We start from the raw sequence: 16,266 nt of genomic DNA on the forward strand, positions 1-16,266 counted from the left end.
TGTAAAAATTAAAAAAACAGTCGGAAATGGAAGATTACACAATTGCCTTAAAAAAGAAAATTTTTGCTGCAAGAAGAAAGTAACTAAAATACAAAAGATATAATTAGAATAAAGCCTTAAATATCTACTTTTTATTTTGCTTGTATAATTGCTCTGAATCATAGCCATATAAAAGCCAGAAATCATGAAAAAAGATTGTACTACAATTGTTGCACCTATAAATTTAAGAAAAAGATGAGAAGTTGAATGTGCAGCTACAACAGAAAGAACAAATAATAACCTAACTATACCCATCATGTTAAATATATAATTATATTAGCAATTATATAATCCAAAACCTAAATCAATTAACATAGCAGCACTTCTCAATAATAGGATAAGTTATTTACATTAAAAGAACCATTTTGTATTATGAAAAATATATTTTTTTACTTGAGGGGAAGGTAACCAAAATTCATGACCATAAAAATCCACACGGAAAAAGATTTCATAAAGATGCGGGCAGCAGGAAAATTAGCTGCAGAGACACTTGATTTTATTACTGATCATGTAAAACCGAACGTCACTACTAATAGTTTAAATGGCCTTTGTCATAATTTTATTACTTCTCATAATGCCGTTCCTGCACCGTTAAATTACAAAGGTTTTCCGAAATCGATTTGTACTTCTATAAATCATGTAGTTTGTCATGGCATTCCAAACGATAAACCGTTAAAAAACGGTGATATAGTAAATATTGATGTTACGGTAATTTTAGACGGTTGGTACGGTGATACTAGCCGTATGTATTATGTCGGTGACATAGCAATTAAGCCAAAGCGTCTTATTCAAGTAACTTATGATGCAATGATGAAAGGGATTGAAGTAGTTAGACCCGGTGCTAAACTCGGTGATATCGGACATGCTATTCAAAGCTATGCCGAGAAACATAATTATTCTGTGGTTAGAAATTATACGGGTCACGGTATCGGAAGAGTTTTTCATGACGAACCGTCAATATTAAATTACGGTCGCAGCGGCACGGGTCTAACGTTAGAAGAAGGGATGTTTTTCACCGTTGAACCTATGATAAATGCTGGTAATTATGACACTATATTAAGTAAACTAGATGGATGGACAGTTACTACACGTGATAAATCATTATCGGCTCAATTTGAGCATACTATAGGCGTGACTAAAGACGGTTTTGAAATATTTACGTTATCACCTAAAAAACTTGATTACCCTCCATACTAAACTGTAGGGTAAAAATTGATTTTGTTGTATGGTTATGTATGTCATTCCCGCGGAACATTGTTGCGTGGATCGAAAAACGCACTTGGTGTCATCCCATGGCTTGACCATGGGATCCAAAAAGCATTTAAAAAGACTAGATCCCACGATCAAGTTAGTTAGGATGACATTAAAAATTACTGGATTCCCGCTTTTAGCTAGGAATGACATCAGCAACATTTTACTTATTTATAATTTGAATAAACATAAAGAATGTTAGAAAATAATTTGTTAGAATTTAGTAATGATGAAATAGATATGCCTCATTATATAGGTCACCGTAAAAGAGTAAAAGAACGCTTCGTTACCGTTGGAGCAGAATATTTTTCTGATTACGAATTACTTGAAGTAATGTTATTTTCGGCTATCCCTCATAAAGACATAAAACCTCTTGCTAAAACTTGCTAAAAAATTACTTGATCATTTTGATATTACGGATTTAATTAACCTTGATAAGGAAAGGCTACTTAGTATTAAAGGCACCAATGAAAATTTATATATCAATTTTGCTCTAATACGTAAGCTGATAAATTAGAGTATTGAAACAAAAAATAATAAATAAAAATATTAGTGCTCCTTGGAGTTCTTGGATTGATTATTTAAAAGTTAATATGCGACTCGAGCAATTTCGTATATTATTTTTGAATAAGAAAAATATTTTAATTGCTGATGAGGTTTTAAGTCAAGGAACTATAGACCAAGCTGCGGTATATCCACGTGAGATAATTAAACGTGCTTTATTTAACGAAGCAAGTAGCCTTATACTTTTGTGCATCATCATCCAAGCGGTAGCCCTGAACCTTTAAAAGCTGACATTCATATGACAAATAAGATAGTAGAGACATGCCAAACCGTAAATATTATAGTACATGATCACGTCATTATAAGTAATAACAAATATTATAGTTTTAAATCTAATATGTTCCTATGAATATAAATAGCTACAGCACATTATTTATTTTTTCTTTTATATCCACCGCTATATTAACATATATATTAACTAAATATCTTCCTACTATCGGTTTAGTTGATATACCAAGTAACCGTCGTTCTCATGATAAGATAACACCGCGCGGCGGCGGTCTTGCTATTGTAGTTGTTGTAATGATTACTTTGAGCGGGTTTGAATATATAACGAGCAATAACTTTGTTAATTCAATAAAAATACTACCGTTATTATTGGCAATTGCTTCGATTTCCTTTTTAGATGACTTAAAAGCCGTACCTATTCTAATTCGTTTAATAGTCCACTTAATTTGTGCAGCTTTTGCTATTTTTCTTTTTTCGCAGCTAAACTCTGTACATATACTAATATATTCTATTTTAGTTATAGCTTTAAGCGGTTTTATTAATATATATAATTTTATGGACGGTATAGACGGTATGAGCTGTGTAGAATCTATCCATCTATCTAGCACTATGCTTATATTATGTTTTTTACAATTTCCGGCTATTAATAATCCATATTTTATAGCTAGTGTAAATGTTATTATTCTTGGTTGCTCTTGTGGTTTCTTAATATTTAATTGGCATCCGGCAAAAATATTTTTAGGAGACGTGGGAAGTATTAGTCTTGGATTCTTAACGGGTCTTTGTTTGCTTCTGCTTGCTCTTACAAGCACTAATTTATTTATAGCTTGTGCTATTGCTAGCTTATATTATGTCACTGATGCAGTGCTAACCATATTAATTCGGCTACTCAATAAAGAAAAAATTTGGCAGCCTCATTTAAAGCATTTTTTTCAAAAAGCAGTACAAAAAGGTAAATCTCATAAACAAGTAGTATCGATTATAGCAGTTTGTAATATATTTTTAATGATCATATCGGTTACATCTTTACATTTTCCCGTAATATCTATAATGCTTGCTTTAGCAGTCATAACTTTAACAGTGCAGAGTTTATTAAAATGAAGCTAATTAAAGAGGATATCGATAAAATAGTTAGACGTATATTTGCAAAACAACATCCATTGCTGCCTGAAATCATGATTAACTGGAATAAAATAGTCGGGTTTAACTTCAGCACTAAAGCATTACCTTTAAAAATCACCACCTATACTTATAAAAAACAAAAGATTAATACGCTGTTTATACAAGCTGAAGATAATGCTACTGCAGCAAAATTACCTTATTATCAAGATATTATTCTAGAACGTATTAAAATTTATTTAGGCTTTGCAGCAATACATAAAATGAACGTAACGTTTTATAAAGGGAAAAAGAGTCTTTAGATTAAAAGTTTGTTTGCATGAATATCAATGCCATCTCTACTATAACTCTGCAAACTTGTAAGTGTTGTTGCCTGGCTCAGTTTATGTCATTCCCGCGGAAGCGGGAATCCAGAAAAATAACTTCAATATTGATATAGAAGTTACATATTTGGTAAACTAAACGTATAAAAAACTTGTTTTTTTATGTTTTACTGGATTGCTTCGTCAATTACTTCGTAATTTTCCTCGCAATGACGAAAAAGCTGAATCATGCGATAATACCTTGCAGTCGCTTAGCTCATGACGTCTCAGTATCCACGTAGACAATATCAAGGCACACAAACAAAAAAAGGAGTCTTTTAATAAAGACTCCTTTTTCGTATTAATAACTTGTAAAAAGAGACTAATTACATATCAAATCTTAATCCTGCCATTAAGTTATGACCTTTATAACGAGTTCCGCCAAATTTAACTTTATTCCCGTTAATAGTTTTGGTGGTATTTTTTGTTTTACCGTAATCTCTCCAGCTATAAACTAGTTCAGCTTTTACACCTTGCGCAACTTCAAATGAATTTCCTAAAGATAATTGATAAGCAAAGTTAGTTTTGTTTTTAGTAGTACCGTTGAAAGTGTTAGTTACACCACCTTTAATATCTTTAGTGTTAATTTTTTCCTTTACAAAAGCAGCACCAACACCTGCACCTGCAAATACTTTAAACATGCTTAAATCGACGAAATCAACATAACCGTTAAGTAATAAACTTACAATAGTAGGCTTATTTTTTACTGAGAAAGAACCACCGTATGGATAAGTTTTTGATTTCTTTAAATGACTACTTGCTACCGTTCCAATTGTTAAATCAGTTCTTAGATTATCCATGATATAGTAACCCATACCGATCTCACCTGAAAATCCTGTATTAGACTTTAACTTAAACTCTGCTCCTTTAGGTTTTGTTTTGTTAAAAATCATACTGCCGGCATTAAGTTTTAAATACCATTGATTTTCCACAGATGATGACATCGATGAATTAGTAGATGAATCTACAGAAGAATTCATATCGCAATCAGCAAACGAAAGACTGGAAGTTAAAAGTACTGTGCTTGCAGCTGCTATTAAAAGTAATTTTTTCATATTGTTAAATTTTTCCTTTAAATTTTATTAGTTGTTAGTAAAGACGATATTAGATAATAATTTTACAATTTTTACCTAAATTCGATAAAAAATAGTTTTAAATAACATTTCTGAGTTGTCATCTAATGTCACTCTGTGGCTTAACCACGATATCTAGAAACTAGATCCCATGGTTAAGCCACGGTATGATATTAGGTTATTACCTAAAACTATTAATCTTGTTCATTATATATCAAATCTTATACCAGCTGTTAAGTTGTGGCTTTGATAATGTATACCACCGGTTGGTATACTTGTTCCTTGGTGAATTATATTCTTACTTTTTGTTCTACCATCATCTATCCAGCTATAATCTAGTTCTACTTTAACACCGTCGGCAATTTGTGCAGAAGTACCTAAAGTTAGCTTGTAAGAAATATTAGTTCTGTTTTTAGTGTTAGACGAAAGACCAGTTATCCCATTATATGTAATTTTTTCTTTCACTAATACAGGACCGACACCGGCACCAGCAAAAACATCGAACATATCAAAATTAGTTAAATCTACATAACCGTTAATAAGTAAACGTGTAATAGTAGGTTTATGGCTTGCTGAAACATTAGTACCGGTAAAAGGTGCATTAGTCGCAGCTCCGGATTTCTTTAACTTTCCACGGATTATAGTACCTAAAGTTAAATCGGCTCTAAAGTTTTCAGAAATATAATAACCGATACCTAAATCAACTGGAACAGTTGTATTAGATTTTAATTTAACACCGGTTGCCTTATCTTTTTCTTCATTAAATATTGCTGCACCGGTATCTATTCTTAAATACCACTCATTATCCATGCCCTCGGCAAATGATACGCTAGAAGATAAAATTGTTGCACTTGTAGCAGCTATTAAAAGTAATTTTTTCATGATTAGCACCTCAAATTAAATAATTAAACATTATCTTAATGGCATATATAACATATTATATTTTTTAGTTCTATATTTAATCGGTAATTAGATTCATATAATAAAGCTTTTATTAAGCTTTGTGACAAAATAAACACATATAGACATATAATGTTATTTTAGGTTCCATGAAGATTCCTAAAAGATTTAATTTTGGCTATTTTTTGCTACAAATTATAAGTTTTTTTTTTGAAATAGGCTTACTTCAAAAAACTTATAATTTTCACTTCAAAATATCTCACAATAACCAATCAATTAGAAATCTTCATAGAACCTATGTATTTATTAAACTTATCTTTCTCATCTTTAAATTTATCGGCATCAGGCAAAGCAGGTTTTTTTTTGGTAATATTTTTCCATCCTTTATTTTCTATAAAATCTTTTGCACGTTCTACCCATTGTATTAACTCCGGTGATTCAGGTTTAATAGCACCTACAGGACAATCAGGAACACAAACGCCGCAATCTATACATTCATCAGGGTTAATGACTAACATAAAATCATCTTCCCTTTCACCTTCATAAAAACAATCCACAGGACATACTTCAACACAATCGGTATATTTACATTTTACGCATTCATCGGTTACAACATAAGTCATTTTATTATCTGTTTTTGATTTTGTCGATTAATATAGAAGTTCTTAAAAGTAATACTAATAGAAAATATAATATAAAACTAATAAACATGATAATTAAAGGCTTTAGCATTGAAAAGTGAATAGTTGGACTCCCTAGCCTTAAAACACTAGCAGGCTGATGCAGGCTATACCAAATATTTACCGAGAATTTTACTATCGGTATGTTAATCAGTCCGATAAGAGCAATAATAGAAGAAGGATTTTGTGCCTTTCTTATATTATCCGCACTATTCACTATAATAATATAGCTTAAATATAATAAAAATAATATGAGCATGGAGGTAAGCCTTGCATCCCAAACCCACCATGTCCCCCATATAGGTTTTCCCCATAAAGAACCTGTTACTAAACTAATCAAAGTAAAAGTAGCCCCAACATAACTAGAAGCTACAGCTAACAAATAGCTAATAGTAGTTTTCCATACTAAATAGCTAAAGCTGCATGCTGCCATGAAAACATAAACACCAAGAGCCATCCAAGAGGCAGGGACATGAACATACATAATGCGTACAAAATCACCTTGCTGATAATCTAGCGGCGAAACTATGAGGGCTAAATAAAGACCTATAATCATCATTACGCAAGTAGATATAGCTAATATAGGTATTATAACCTTTGATAATTTATTAAAATAATATGGGGTTAATAGTTTTAGCATGTTTTCTTACTTCTTTATGTTATTCTTGCAATCCTCTATGTCATCCTGTGACTAGAAATAACAGTTCTTATCCTCTTAAAAAACTCTTTCATTAATAGCCCCGAATCTTTGGCGAGAATTTCGCTATATATTTCCGGTCTATGAAAACAAGCACTACTGTTAAAATATCGCAAATTACTTTCGACTGCTCCGTGCTTGGAATCAGAAGCCCCGTAAAATAAACGTTTTAACCTGCTATGAGCTATAGCTGCCGCACACATAGCACAAGGTTCTAAAGTAACATAAATATCATAATCATTTAAATTTTTAGAAGATATAAGATTACATGCTTCATTAATAGCAATAATTTCAGCATGATAAAGAGCGTTATTTTTTTCTTCCGTATTGTTATGGGTACTAGCAATAATTTTCTGATTTAACCTATCTACAATTACCGCTCCGACTGGGACTTCATTTTTATCAAAAGCAATCTTGGCTTGTTTTAAAGCTTGCTGCATGAAAAAATTATTAAAATTAGCTTCTTTATCTAACAATATATTCACGGTAATTTACGTATTCTTCAATTCCAAAAGGATCTTGGTGGATAATTATTTCAGCCTCCGGAAACTCCTGCAATATTTCAAAAGCAATCTCATCGCTAATTTTATGAGCATTATAAAGCGACATATTGCCATCCATTTCCAGATGGCACTGGATAAAAGCTTTTTGACCAGCATATCTAGTTTTCATTTCGTGCATACCTTTTGCCCCTAAATGGTTATTAACTATCGAGATAATTTTTTGTCTATCTTGTTCGGGTAATTCATGATCTACTAAATTTTTAAATGCCTTGTTAAATAAAGAATAAGAATAGTGAAATACATATAACGAAATAACTACACCAAATAATGGGTCAACAAACCAAAAATAATCACTTAAATTTATAGAGATAATTACTATAATATTAGTTAGTAAGTCCGTGAAATAATGAAGCTTATCGGCTTTTACTATTTCCGACCCTGTTTTTTTAATTACATAAGTTTGGTAAAGCACTAAAATAATTGTTAAGAATATACATATATACATTACAGTAGTACCACCGCTAATATTCTCCGGTTTTGTTTTTTCAAATAAAGATTTAACCGAAGAAAAGCCTACAAAAAAAGCTGAAGCAAAGAAAAATATCGATTGAGAAAAAATTGTTAAATCCTGCATTTTTTCATACCCGAATCGATGATGATGATCCGGTGGTTGCAGGGCAAATCTTAAAGCTATTAGATTAATAAAGGAGGAAGTTATATCAAGCATTGAATCAATTAAAGAAGCAAGGATTGATTGCGAATCGGTAACAACCCAAGCATATAATTTTATACTTAAAATAATTAATGCCGTAGTAACCGATAAATAAGATACCGATTTTATTAACCGATTACGGCTATTAGTATCCATGACAAATCCTTCCAATTTATTTTTTGTAGTTTAACAAAGAAAATATAAAATTCAATTATAATGAGGTTCCGTGAACAAAATTAAAAATACAAATAATTTAAATTATGTTTACAGAATCTAGTTTTAGCTTTACAAAATTCTAAAAACCATATACTTATTAATTATATATTAATTTAGAGAGAATTATATGAAACTATTATCTAAAATTATGATTATAGCTCTTGCAGCTTCTATGTTACAAGCCTGTAACGGTCCGGGCGGTATGAATAAACAAGGTACAGGAACACTTCTTGGCAGTGCTGGTGGCGCATTACTTGGTTCTCAATTCGGTAAGGGCAAAGGACAGCTTGTTGGAGTAGGTGTAGGTGCATTACTTGGAGCAGTTCTTGGTGGACAAATCGGTGCAGGTATGGATGAGCAGGATAGAAGACTTGTAGAGCTTACCTCACAAAAAGCTTTAGAAACAGCTCCTAGCGGTAGTAACGTAGAATGGCGTAATCCGGATAACGGCAATTACGGTTACGTAACACCTAATAAAACTTATAGAAATAGCACTGGTCAATATTGCCGTGAGTACACTCAAACAGTTGTAATAGGCGGAAAACAACAAAAAGCATACGGTAATGCATGCCGCCAACCTGACGGACAATGGCAAGTTGTAAATTGATAGACAAAACATCATTGCGAGAAAATTTACGAAGCAATCTCAGGAGTTTTATTATTTCATGAGATTGCCACGCAGCGTATGGCTTTCGCAATGACGTTATACAACCTATGATTTTCATGATAACAAGTACGGCATTTAAACATAATGATCGCATTCCTGATAGATTTAATTGTAAAGGACAAAATGTTTCACCGCATCTAGAATGGAGTAATGCTCCTTCAGATACTAAATCTTTTGCACTTAATAATGGATAATCCGGATGCACCGATAGAAATCACACTACCACACGGTATATGGGATCATTGGATAATGTTTCCGCTTCTATTACTAAGTTTTCAGAAGGACAAATAGATAGTAGTATTAAATTAAAATAATAGCTGGCAAGAAAAATGCCGGCAAACCTCATCATTATTTTTTTAAACTATATGCTCTAAATGATTATCTTGAGCTTGATGAGAATGCTAGCAAGCAAGATTTAGTATTAGCCCTGCAAAAACATTTACTTGCCGAGGCAGAACTAATTGGCATTTATTCTATTTTATGAATGCTATTTATTGCCCACTGTGTCATCCCGTAGCTTGACCACGGGGTCTAGAAAAATAACTTAAAACATTAATACATTAATAACTTTAGTATTTATTACTGGATCCTGTGGTCGAGCCACAGGATGACAGAAGTGAACTGACACATGCAAAAACCTATAATCGAGTTTCGTAACGTATCTAAAAAATTCGGTAATAAATTGCCGATAAATAACGTTAGTTTCACTGTCAAAAAAAATAATATCACTACTTTAATCGGACCTAACGGTGCAGGTAAAACTACCATAGTACGATTAATGCTTAGACTTGAAAAACCTACAAGCGGCGAGATTATAATTGATCCCAAACTAAAAATTGGATATGTACCGCAAAAATTCGGATTACCCCCTGATTTACCTATTACAGTAAAAAAATTTTTAGAGTTGTTAGCACTAAGTAATTTTAATAACAATATTAAAGAGATTAACTCATTTATTGATTTGGAACATATAAAAGATCAAGAAATTTCTAAGCTCTCAGGAGGGCAGTTTCAAAAAGTAGTTCTTGCATGTTCAATAGTTAATAATCCCGACTTAATTATTTTAGATGAACCGTTACAGTCTTTAGACGTAACAAGCCAACAAGAATTTTATCAGCTTATTAATTTGATTCGTAAAAAACTAAATATTACGGTTTTTATGATTTCTCATGATTTATTTACCATAATAAAAAACTCTGATCAAGTGATATACTTAAACGGTCACATATGTTGCAGCGGAATACCAAATGAAATAACTCCTAACTCTGAATTCTCAAATGCACTTTCTGCTCTAGGCTTCTATACCCACCACCATGACCATAAGCATTAGAATTCTTGCATAACTTATTTGTCTCCAAAAGGATCTCTCCTTATTAGCTATGTTATGCAAGAATTCTATTATACTTGAATTGTATTCCACGCTCACCTAAGCTTGTTCTATAGCATCACCTATCACCTCTACTTTTAATGCATTGTGATCCATATTATCAAACTGAGTTAAATCATTTTCATTGGTATTACCTGATTCTTGTTGGCCTGTTATCACATTAGACAATTCTTTCGTAGTGAGCCTGGCCTTAGATAAGCTTTTTACCTTATAACTATTTTCAATAAAGAGTTTCTGCTGACCTACTGCCATAGCAAATAATTTTTTTATACTAACACCGGCGTCAGTCAAATTTTTTATATTTTATATTATAGTCGTTTTCAACAAAGAATTCTTGTTTATCGTTTTCTATATTCGCAATTTGTGCAAAAGTAAAACCTATGTTAAGCAACGATATTTCCTCTTCTGTTAAATCTCGGTTAATTTGCTGTAGTAATTTACTATCAGTTTTTAGCTCTTTAATAGTAGAATATTGATTAACCTGGCTATTAGTATTTTTTCCTAAGTTTAATTCTATTGTTGGTACTTCTCTTGTAATAGGATAAACATTTGTTGCATCGTCATATATAAATCTTGCTCCATTGGTTTTGGATGAAGTATAGTGTTTATATCAAGTTTAGAAGTTTGTCCGCCACATCCTACATATAAATTTAATGCTTGTTCTTGTAATACTTCTCTCAATTTATTTATTATAGGTACAAATAATAATTTATCTTCCTTCCCTAAATGCTCAAATGAATCTAGTACCATAGCAGTATAGCAGTGGCTTTTTCATTCTCTTTTCCCTCTCCAGCAAGCCAAGCATATGACTAAGCTCTTATATTTCCTTTATCATCCGTAATTATATAAAAACTAGCATTTGCTTCACTCACACTGTCTAAAACACATCTTTCGGAATCATATCCTATAAATTGGCAAGAATTATTAAATTTACCAAGCATAAAACCTTTCATATCATCGGCAGGTAATATTTAGAAATACATCAAATAGCAAATTATATAGAGTAACTTACTATTTATATTAGATCACACCAAACATTGCTTTAAATATCTACCGGTATGGCTTTCCTCGCAGGCAGCGATGTCGGCAGGGGTGCCACATACAACTATCTTACCGCCTTTATCGCCACCTTCAGGACCGACGTCAATAATATAATCTGCAGTTTTTATAACATCTAAATTATGCTCGATAACTAAAACAGTATTGCCCATATCAACAAGTTTATGTAACACTTTTAACAATTTATTAATATCGTCGATATGTAATCCCGTAGTCGGTTCATCAAGTATATAAAGCGTTTTACCGGTTGAACGTCTTGATAATTCTTTAGCAAGCTTAACGCGTTGTGCTTCACCACCTGAAAGAGTAGTAGCAGACTGACCGATTTTAATATAGCCTAGACCCACTTCATTTAAGGTAATTAACTTTTCATAGATTAACGGTATTTTTTTAAAAAACTGCATCGCATCTTCTACAGTCATCATCAAAATATCGGCAATAGATTTACCTTTATATTTTATTTCAAGCGTTTCTCTATTATATCTGTGACCGTTACAAATATCACACTTTACATATACGTCAGGTAGGAAATGCATCTCTATTTTTATTAGCCCATCACCTTGGCATGCTTCACATCTACCGCCTTTAACGTTAAACGAAAATCTGCCTACTTTATACCCTCTAGCTTTTGATTCAGGTAATTCCATAAACCAATCCCTAATATGGGTAAAGGCACCTGTATAAGTCGCAGGGTTTGAACGAGGAGTTCTACCTATCGGAGATTGATTAATATCGATAATTTTATCAATATATTCAAGTCCTTTTAACTCTCTATATTTGCCGGGGAATACTTTGCTAGTTGGCTCTAAATGCTTTAGAGCCGCTTTATATAGAGTATGAATCATCAAGCTTGATTTACCGCTTCCCGATACTCCCGTTATAGCGGTAAAAGTACCAAGCGGAATTTTGATATCAACATTATCTAAATTGTTAGAAACCGCCCCAAGTAATTCAATTGCCCTATTATCATGCCCAACTCTTGTTTCAGACGGCACTTTGATTGTTTGACGACCGCTTAGATACCTACCTGTGATACTTTCTTCAAAATTCTTTATTTCTTCAGCATTTCCTTCTGCAATAACACGACCGCCGTGAATACCGGCTCCCGGTCCTATATCAATAATATGGTCTGCTTCATATATTGTTTCTTCATCATGCTCGACTACCAAAACGGTATTACCCAAATCTCTAAGCCTTTTTAGTGTCTCAATTAATCTTGTATTATCTCGTTGATGAAGACCAATAGACGGCTCATCAAGTACATATAAAACACCGCTCAGTCCTGAACCTATTTGAGATGCAAGACGAATACGCTGACTTTCCCCCCCCGATAAAGTACCTGCTTCTCGTGACAACGTTAGATAATCAAGCCCGACATTCATAAGAAATTTTAATCTCTCGGTAATTTCTTTGAGTATACGCTCAGCAATAAATAATTGCTTTTTATTTAATTTTTCTTCTAAGTGATTAAACCATTTTTGCAAGGCTGCAATACTCATACCTGCTACTTCGCCTATATGAAAATTTGCTATTTTAACACATAATGCTTCGTCTTTTAATCTAAACCCTGAACAAGCAGTACATTTATGCTCTGACTTAAATTTAGCTAGTTCTTCTTTAATTAAAACCGATTCTATAGTACGGTCCTTTTCTTGCAAACTTGGTATTATACCGGCAAAAGGTTGTTTTATTATTTGCGTTTTAGAACCATCATGAAATTCAAACTTTATTGCCTCTTCTCCTGAACCTTCAAATAAAATATCCTTAACTTTTTGTGATAAACTTACAAAAGGTACTTCAATAGAAAATTTATAATGATCGGCAAGAGCCTTTAATGTCTCTAGGATAAATTTAGAAGTTGTACTACCCCAAGGCACTATTGCACCATCTTTAATAGAAATTCTTTGATCCGGAACTATTAAATCTCTATCAAAGAAAAACTCCTTACCTATCCCTTCACATTTAGGACATGCTCCAAAAGGGCTATTAAAAGAAAAGATTCGAGGCTCTATTTCAGTAAGCTGAAAACCCGATACCGGACAAGAATATTGCTCGGAAAAAGTAATACGCTGATTTTTTTCAAACTTGCTCTTAACTGCCGGCGGTAATTCTACAATTTCTAAATAAGTAATACCCTCAGCAAGATTTAACGAACTCTCTAAGCTATCTGCAAGTCTATTACCTAAACTTTCATCTAGAACTATTCTATCAACGATCACTTCTATATTATGCTTCTTATTTTTATCAAGTTTCGGTAAATCATCAATCTCACAAACTTCCCCGTTAACTATTAATTTCTGAAAGCCTTGCTTTTTCAGATTCATAATTTCACGCTTGAACTCACCCTTATGTCCTCTAACAATAGGAGCAAGTAAATATATTTTCGTCCCCTTAGGTAGTTCGTTAATTATATCTACCATCTCGGAAACTGTTTGGCTATGTATCGGAAGACCGGTTGCCGGAGAGTAAGGAATACCCACCCTTGCATATAATAACCTAAGATAATCGTAAATTTCCGTTATAGTTCCAACCGTAGAACGTGGATTTTTGGAAGTAGTTTTTTGGTCAATTGCAATAGCAGGCGATAATCCGGAAATAGATTCTACATTAGGTTTATTTTGTAAATGTAAGAATTGCCTTGCATATGAAGATAAACTTTCAACATATCGCCTTTGACCTTCTGCATAAATAGTATCAAATGCTAAAGAAGACTTGCCTGAACCGCTAAGACCGGTGATAACAACAAATTTATTTCTTGGAATATTAACATTTATATTTTTTAGATTATGCTCTTTAGCACCGCGTACCTTAATATATTCTTGGTTCATAATCACTTCACTACAAAATTTTTGAGATATTTTTTAAAAAACCTGTAGTATTATAGGCGCTTTTATTTTATTATTGCAATAATAATATTTTAAAGTAGGTAGTAATCTATGGCAGGTAGTTTAAATAAAGTAATGTTAATAGGTAATGTAGGGCGTGATCCGGAAATGAGAACTACAGGCGAAGGGAAAAAAATTATTAATCTTTCTTTAGCAACAACTGAAACTTGGAAAGATCGCATTACCAGCGAACGAAAAGAACGAACTGAATGGCATAGAGTAGTGATATTTAGTGAAGGGTTAGTATCTGTTGTGGAACGCTATGTCACAAAAGGTAGTAAATTATATATTGAAGGTTCATTGCAAACCCGTAAGTGGAATGATAATTCAGGTCAAGAAAAATATACCACGGAAGTTGTGTTACAAAACTTTAATTCACAATTAATATTATTAGATAGTAAAAACTCTAATAATCATACTCAAGATTCAGGGCATAGCGAATATAAATATTCTGAAACTAAAAATTATTCCTTCGACCATAGCGACTTAGATGACGAAATACCGTTTTAAATAAAATTGTTATGAACAATTTTATTTGGGCAATAATATTATTTCTTTCAGGGTGCTCTATTACTCATGATGTAGCTAGCAGGGTAAAGCATTCGCAAGATATAGCAACTCAAAATAACTTTCAGATGAGACTAGTAAACGGTGGTGATTTTACTCTTACAACTTATCAGCGTATTACCGACCGTAACCTACCTTTTGTATTCTATATTGAGGGAGATGGACATCTTGCAGATGGATCTGCTAATTCCGACAACCCTACTCCCGTTAATCCGGTGCTCTTAAAGCTTGCTACAATGGATAAAAGACCGAATATTGTTTATATAGCAAGACCTTGCCAATATACTCCTTTAGAAATAAACTCAAAATGCATTAGCGATTATTGGTTAGATAAAAGAATGGGGCAGGAAGTCGTAGATTCAATTAACAATGTCATAAATATTATCAATAACGGACAAAAATTTAGCTTAGTCGGCTTCTCCGGTGGCGGCGGGCTTACAATATTAATTGCCGCTCAAAATAGTAATGTTAAAGATATTATAACGATTGCCGGTAATTTAGATACTAAAAAGTTTGATAAATATCATAATTATCGTGGTTACTTAGTTAAATCTTTAAACCCGATAAATTATGCAAAACAGGTTAATAATATCCCTCAATTACATCTCGCCGGCATGGATGACAAAAGAGTCCCGCCTTTCATAGCAGCACTTTACGTAAAAACAAGTAACTCACCGTGTGTAAAAAAGCAAACTTTTCCTAATATTTCTCATGCCAAAGGTTGGGATAAAGTTTGGTCTAAAATATTAGATATTCCTCTGATTTGTAATTAAGCATTAGGAAATATTATTAATTTATATTCAAGCACTTATCATGGCTTTTGCCCTTAATGTTATGCCGGCTGTACCAAATTGTTTTAGACATTTCCCAATCTTTAAACGCTTTACACATATGCTGTATCAGCTGCTTGTATGTATGTTGTTAGCTCTTTTGGTTTTCCTCATTTAATAAAAAACCTTTGGAAACTGGGGAGTATTAATTATTATGATTCCAACAAGTATTAGATTAAAGATTATTAATACTTTTTTCTAATTTTTCTTTAAACTCTTTTTCGTTATTACTCGATTTTAAATTAAGCATTACACCAGAATAGTCTGATGATAGCTCTTTGAAGGTAATAAATTTACTACTTAGAAGAAAGAGAAAAGCTGCTTAGTTTAGAGACTTGGTGGAAGACAATTAATATTCAGTTAAACAGTCAAAAGCTTGATTTTATGCTGTATCTGCGGTTTGATACGTTTATAGAAATACCGAAAAATGAAGAATGGCGCACCCTAAAGGATTCGAACCTCTGACCCACAGATTAGAAATCTGTTGCTCTATCCAGCTGAGCTAAGGGTGCTAAACATTTATGGTA

16 protein-coding genes, 1 tRNA gene and 5 pseudogenes are annotated in these 16,266 nt (G+C 32.6%); 11 read left to right on the forward strand and 11 right to left on the reverse strand.

Features of this window, described 5'->3' with window-relative positions:
- Window positions 1–456 precede the first annotated feature (456 nt).
- The 5 genes and pseudogenes from map to QUD19_RS01740 all read left to right on the forward strand — a co-directional run bounded on the left by map (window position 457) and on the right by QUD19_RS01740 (window position 3,503).
- Window positions 457–1,236 carry a type I methionyl aminopeptidase gene (map, locus tag QUD19_RS01720; protein WP_498808357.1) on the forward strand — a complete coding sequence of 260 codons (780 nt, stop codon included), beginning with the start codon at window positions 457–459 and terminating at the stop codon, window positions 1,234–1,236.
- A gap of 249 nt (window positions 1,237–1,485) precedes the next feature.
- Window positions 1,486–1,807, forward strand: a pseudogene (locus tag QUD19_RS01725) (UPF0758 domain-containing protein).
- A 4-nt stretch (window positions 1,808–1,811) separates the two neighbouring features.
- A pseudogene (locus QUD19_RS01730) lies at window positions 1,812–2,213 on the forward strand (JAB domain-containing protein).
- Entirely contained in the window at window positions 2,200–3,183 is a 984-nt protein-coding gene (locus QUD19_RS01735) for an MraY family glycosyltransferase (protein WP_498808358.1), read from the forward strand. The pseudogene QUD19_RS01730 and the gene QUD19_RS01735 overlap by 14 nt, the downstream one beginning before the upstream one ends.
- Window positions 3,180–3,503, forward strand: coding sequence for a DciA family protein (locus tag QUD19_RS01740; RefSeq protein WP_103897359.1), 324 nt, complete (start codon window positions 3,180–3,182; stop codon window positions 3,501–3,503). Before QUD19_RS01735 ends, QUD19_RS01740 begins: the two co-directional genes overlap by 4 nt.
- 386 nt (window positions 3,504–3,889) lie before the next feature.
- Here the strand turns inward: QUD19_RS01740 and QUD19_RS01745 are convergent, their stop codons facing one another.
- The 6 genes from QUD19_RS01745 to QUD19_RS01770 form a co-directional block, all read right to left on the reverse strand.
- Window positions 3,890–4,618, reverse strand: coding sequence for an outer membrane protein (locus QUD19_RS01745; protein ID WP_498808359.1), 729 nt, complete (start codon window positions 4,616–4,618; stop codon window positions 3,890–3,892).
- Window positions 4,619–4,843: 225 nt separating this feature from the next.
- Window positions 4,844–5,518 carry an adhesin Adr gene (gene adr, locus QUD19_RS01750; RefSeq protein WP_498808360.1) on the reverse strand — a complete coding sequence of 225 codons (675 nt, stop codon included), beginning with the start codon at window positions 5,516–5,518 and terminating at the stop codon, window positions 4,844–4,846.
- Window positions 5,519–5,808: 290 nt separating this feature from the next.
- Entirely contained in the window at window positions 5,809–6,159 is a 351-nt protein-coding gene (locus tag QUD19_RS01755) for a ferredoxin family protein (RefSeq protein WP_498808361.1), read from the reverse strand.
- Between the two features lie 4 nt (window positions 6,160–6,163).
- On the reverse strand, window positions 6,164–6,856 hold the full coding sequence (locus QUD19_RS01760) for a heme ABC transporter permease (RefSeq protein WP_392505717.1): 693 nt from the start codon (window positions 6,854–6,856) through the stop codon (window positions 6,164–6,166).
- 35 nt (window positions 6,857–6,891) lie between these two features.
- Window positions 6,892–7,398: a nucleoside deaminase gene (locus QUD19_RS01765; RefSeq protein ID WP_498808362.1), complete on the reverse strand. Its 507-nt coding sequence runs from the start codon at window positions 7,396–7,398 to the stop codon at window positions 6,892–6,894.
- Window positions 7,379–8,284: a cation diffusion facilitator family transporter gene (locus tag QUD19_RS01770; protein ID WP_498808363.1), complete on the reverse strand. Its 906-nt coding sequence runs from the start codon at window positions 8,282–8,284 to the stop codon at window positions 7,379–7,381. Before QUD19_RS01770 ends, QUD19_RS01765 begins: the two co-directional genes overlap by 20 nt.
- Before the next feature lie 187 nt (window positions 8,285–8,471).
- Between QUD19_RS01770 and QUD19_RS01775 the strand changes: the two genes are divergently transcribed.
- The 3 genes and pseudogenes from QUD19_RS01775 to QUD19_RS01785 all read left to right on the forward strand — a co-directional run bounded on the left by QUD19_RS01775 (window position 8,472) and on the right by QUD19_RS01785 (window position 10,341).
- On the forward strand, window positions 8,472–8,951 hold the full coding sequence (locus tag QUD19_RS01775) for an RT0821/Lpp0805 family surface protein (RefSeq protein WP_498808364.1): 480 nt from the start codon (window positions 8,472–8,474) through the stop codon (window positions 8,949–8,951).
- Window positions 8,952–9,058: 107 nt separating this feature from the next.
- A pseudogene (locus tag QUD19_RS01780) lies at window positions 9,059–9,495 on the forward strand (YbhB/YbcL family Raf kinase inhibitor-like protein).
- Between the two features lie 144 nt (window positions 9,496–9,639).
- On the forward strand, window positions 9,640–10,341 hold the full coding sequence (locus QUD19_RS01785) for an ATP-binding cassette domain-containing protein (protein WP_498808365.1): 702 nt from the start codon (window positions 9,640–9,642) through the stop codon (window positions 10,339–10,341).
- Between the two features lie 96 nt (window positions 10,342–10,437).
- On the opposite strand, the gene QUD19_RS01790 is transcribed toward QUD19_RS01785, so the two are convergent.
- From QUD19_RS01790 to uvrA, 4 genes and pseudogenes are all read right to left on the reverse strand, one after another.
- Complete coding sequence (locus QUD19_RS01790) at window positions 10,438–10,689, reverse strand: hypothetical protein (RefSeq protein WP_498808366.1); 252 nt, start codon at window positions 10,687–10,689, stop codon at window positions 10,438–10,440.
- A gap of 222 nt (window positions 10,690–10,911) precedes the next feature.
- Complete coding sequence (locus QUD19_RS01795) at window positions 10,912–11,148, reverse strand: hypothetical protein (RefSeq protein ID WP_498808367.1); 237 nt, start codon at window positions 11,146–11,148, stop codon at window positions 10,912–10,914.
- Window positions 11,129–11,369 (reverse strand): annotated as a pseudogene (locus tag QUD19_RS01800) (hypothetical protein). Before QUD19_RS01800 ends, QUD19_RS01795 begins: the two are co-directional and overlap by 20 nt.
- 54 nt (window positions 11,370–11,423) lie before the next feature.
- Window positions 11,424–14,285, reverse strand: a complete 2,862-nt coding sequence (gene uvrA, locus QUD19_RS01805; protein WP_498808368.1) for an excinuclease ABC subunit UvrA — start codon at window positions 14,283–14,285, stop codon at window positions 11,424–11,426.
- A 108-nt stretch (window positions 14,286–14,393) separates the two neighbouring features.
- On the opposite strand from uvrA, the gene QUD19_RS01810 reads away from it, so the two are divergent.
- From QUD19_RS01810 to QUD19_RS01820, 3 genes and pseudogenes are all read left to right on the forward strand, one after another.
- Window positions 14,394–14,852, forward strand: coding sequence for a single-stranded DNA-binding protein (locus tag QUD19_RS01810; protein ID WP_498808369.1), 459 nt, complete (start codon window positions 14,394–14,396; stop codon window positions 14,850–14,852).
- An 11-nt stretch (window positions 14,853–14,863) separates the two neighbouring features.
- On the forward strand, window positions 14,864–15,682 hold the full coding sequence (locus QUD19_RS01815) for an alpha/beta hydrolase family protein (protein WP_498808370.1): 819 nt from the start codon (window positions 14,864–14,866) through the stop codon (window positions 15,680–15,682).
- 40 nt (window positions 15,683–15,722) lie between these two features.
- Window positions 15,723–15,929: pseudogene (locus QUD19_RS01820) on the forward strand (hypothetical protein); the annotation flags it as partial.
- 245 nt (window positions 15,930–16,174) lie between these two features.
- On the opposite strand, the gene QUD19_RS01825 reads toward QUD19_RS01820, so the two are convergent.
- Window positions 16,175–16,251, reverse strand: a tRNA-Arg gene (locus tag QUD19_RS01825).
- Between the last annotated feature and the right edge of the window lie 15 nt (window positions 16,252–16,266).

The sequence above is a fragment of the Candidatus Rickettsia kotlanii genome (genome assembly GCA_030295365.1).
GTDB lineage: Bacteria > Pseudomonadota > Alphaproteobacteria > Rickettsiales > Rickettsiaceae > Rickettsia > Rickettsia kotlanii.

Coding starts and splice junctions, on each gene's coding strand:
- map (WP_498808357.1), top strand. CDS start 457: ATGACCATAAAAATCCACACGGAAAAAGATTTCATAAAGATGCGGGCA.
- QUD19_RS01735 (WP_498808358.1), top strand. CDS start 2,200: ATGAATATAAATAGCTACAGCACATTATTTATTTTTTCTTTTATATCC.
- QUD19_RS01740 (WP_103897359.1), top strand. CDS start 3,180: ATGAAGCTAATTAAAGAGGATATCGATAAAATAGTTAGACGTATATTT.
- QUD19_RS01745 (WP_498808359.1), bottom strand. CDS start 4,618: ATGAAAAAATTACTTTTAATAGCAGCTGCAAGCACAGTACTTTTAACT.
- adr (WP_498808360.1), bottom strand. CDS start 5,518: ATGAAAAAATTACTTTTAATAGCTGCTACAAGTGCAACAATTTTATCT.
- QUD19_RS01755 (WP_498808361.1), bottom strand. CDS start 6,159: ATGACTTATGTTGTAACCGATGAATGCGTAAAATGTAAATATACCGAT.
- QUD19_RS01760 (WP_392505717.1), bottom strand. CDS start 6,856: ATGCTAAAACTATTAACCCCATATTATTTTAATAAATTATCAAAGGTT.
- QUD19_RS01770 (WP_498808363.1), bottom strand. CDS start 8,284: ATGGATACTAATAGCCGTAATCGGTTAATAAAATCGGTATCTTATTTA.
- QUD19_RS01775 (WP_498808364.1), top strand. CDS start 8,472: ATGAAACTATTATCTAAAATTATGATTATAGCTCTTGCAGCTTCTATG.
- QUD19_RS01785 (WP_498808365.1), top strand. CDS start 9,640: ATGCAAAAACCTATAATCGAGTTTCGTAACGTATCTAAAAAATTCGGT.
- QUD19_RS01795 (WP_498808367.1), bottom strand. CDS start 11,148: ATGGTACTAGATTCATTTGAGCATTTAGGGAAGGAAGATAAATTATTA.
- uvrA (WP_498808368.1), bottom strand. CDS start 14,285: ATGAACCAAGAATATATTAAGGTACGCGGTGCTAAAGAGCATAATCTA.
- QUD19_RS01810 (WP_498808369.1), top strand. CDS start 14,394: ATGGCAGGTAGTTTAAATAAAGTAATGTTAATAGGTAATGTAGGGCGT.
- QUD19_RS01815 (WP_498808370.1), top strand. CDS start 14,864: ATGAACAATTTTATTTGGGCAATAATATTATTTCTTTCAGGGTGCTCT.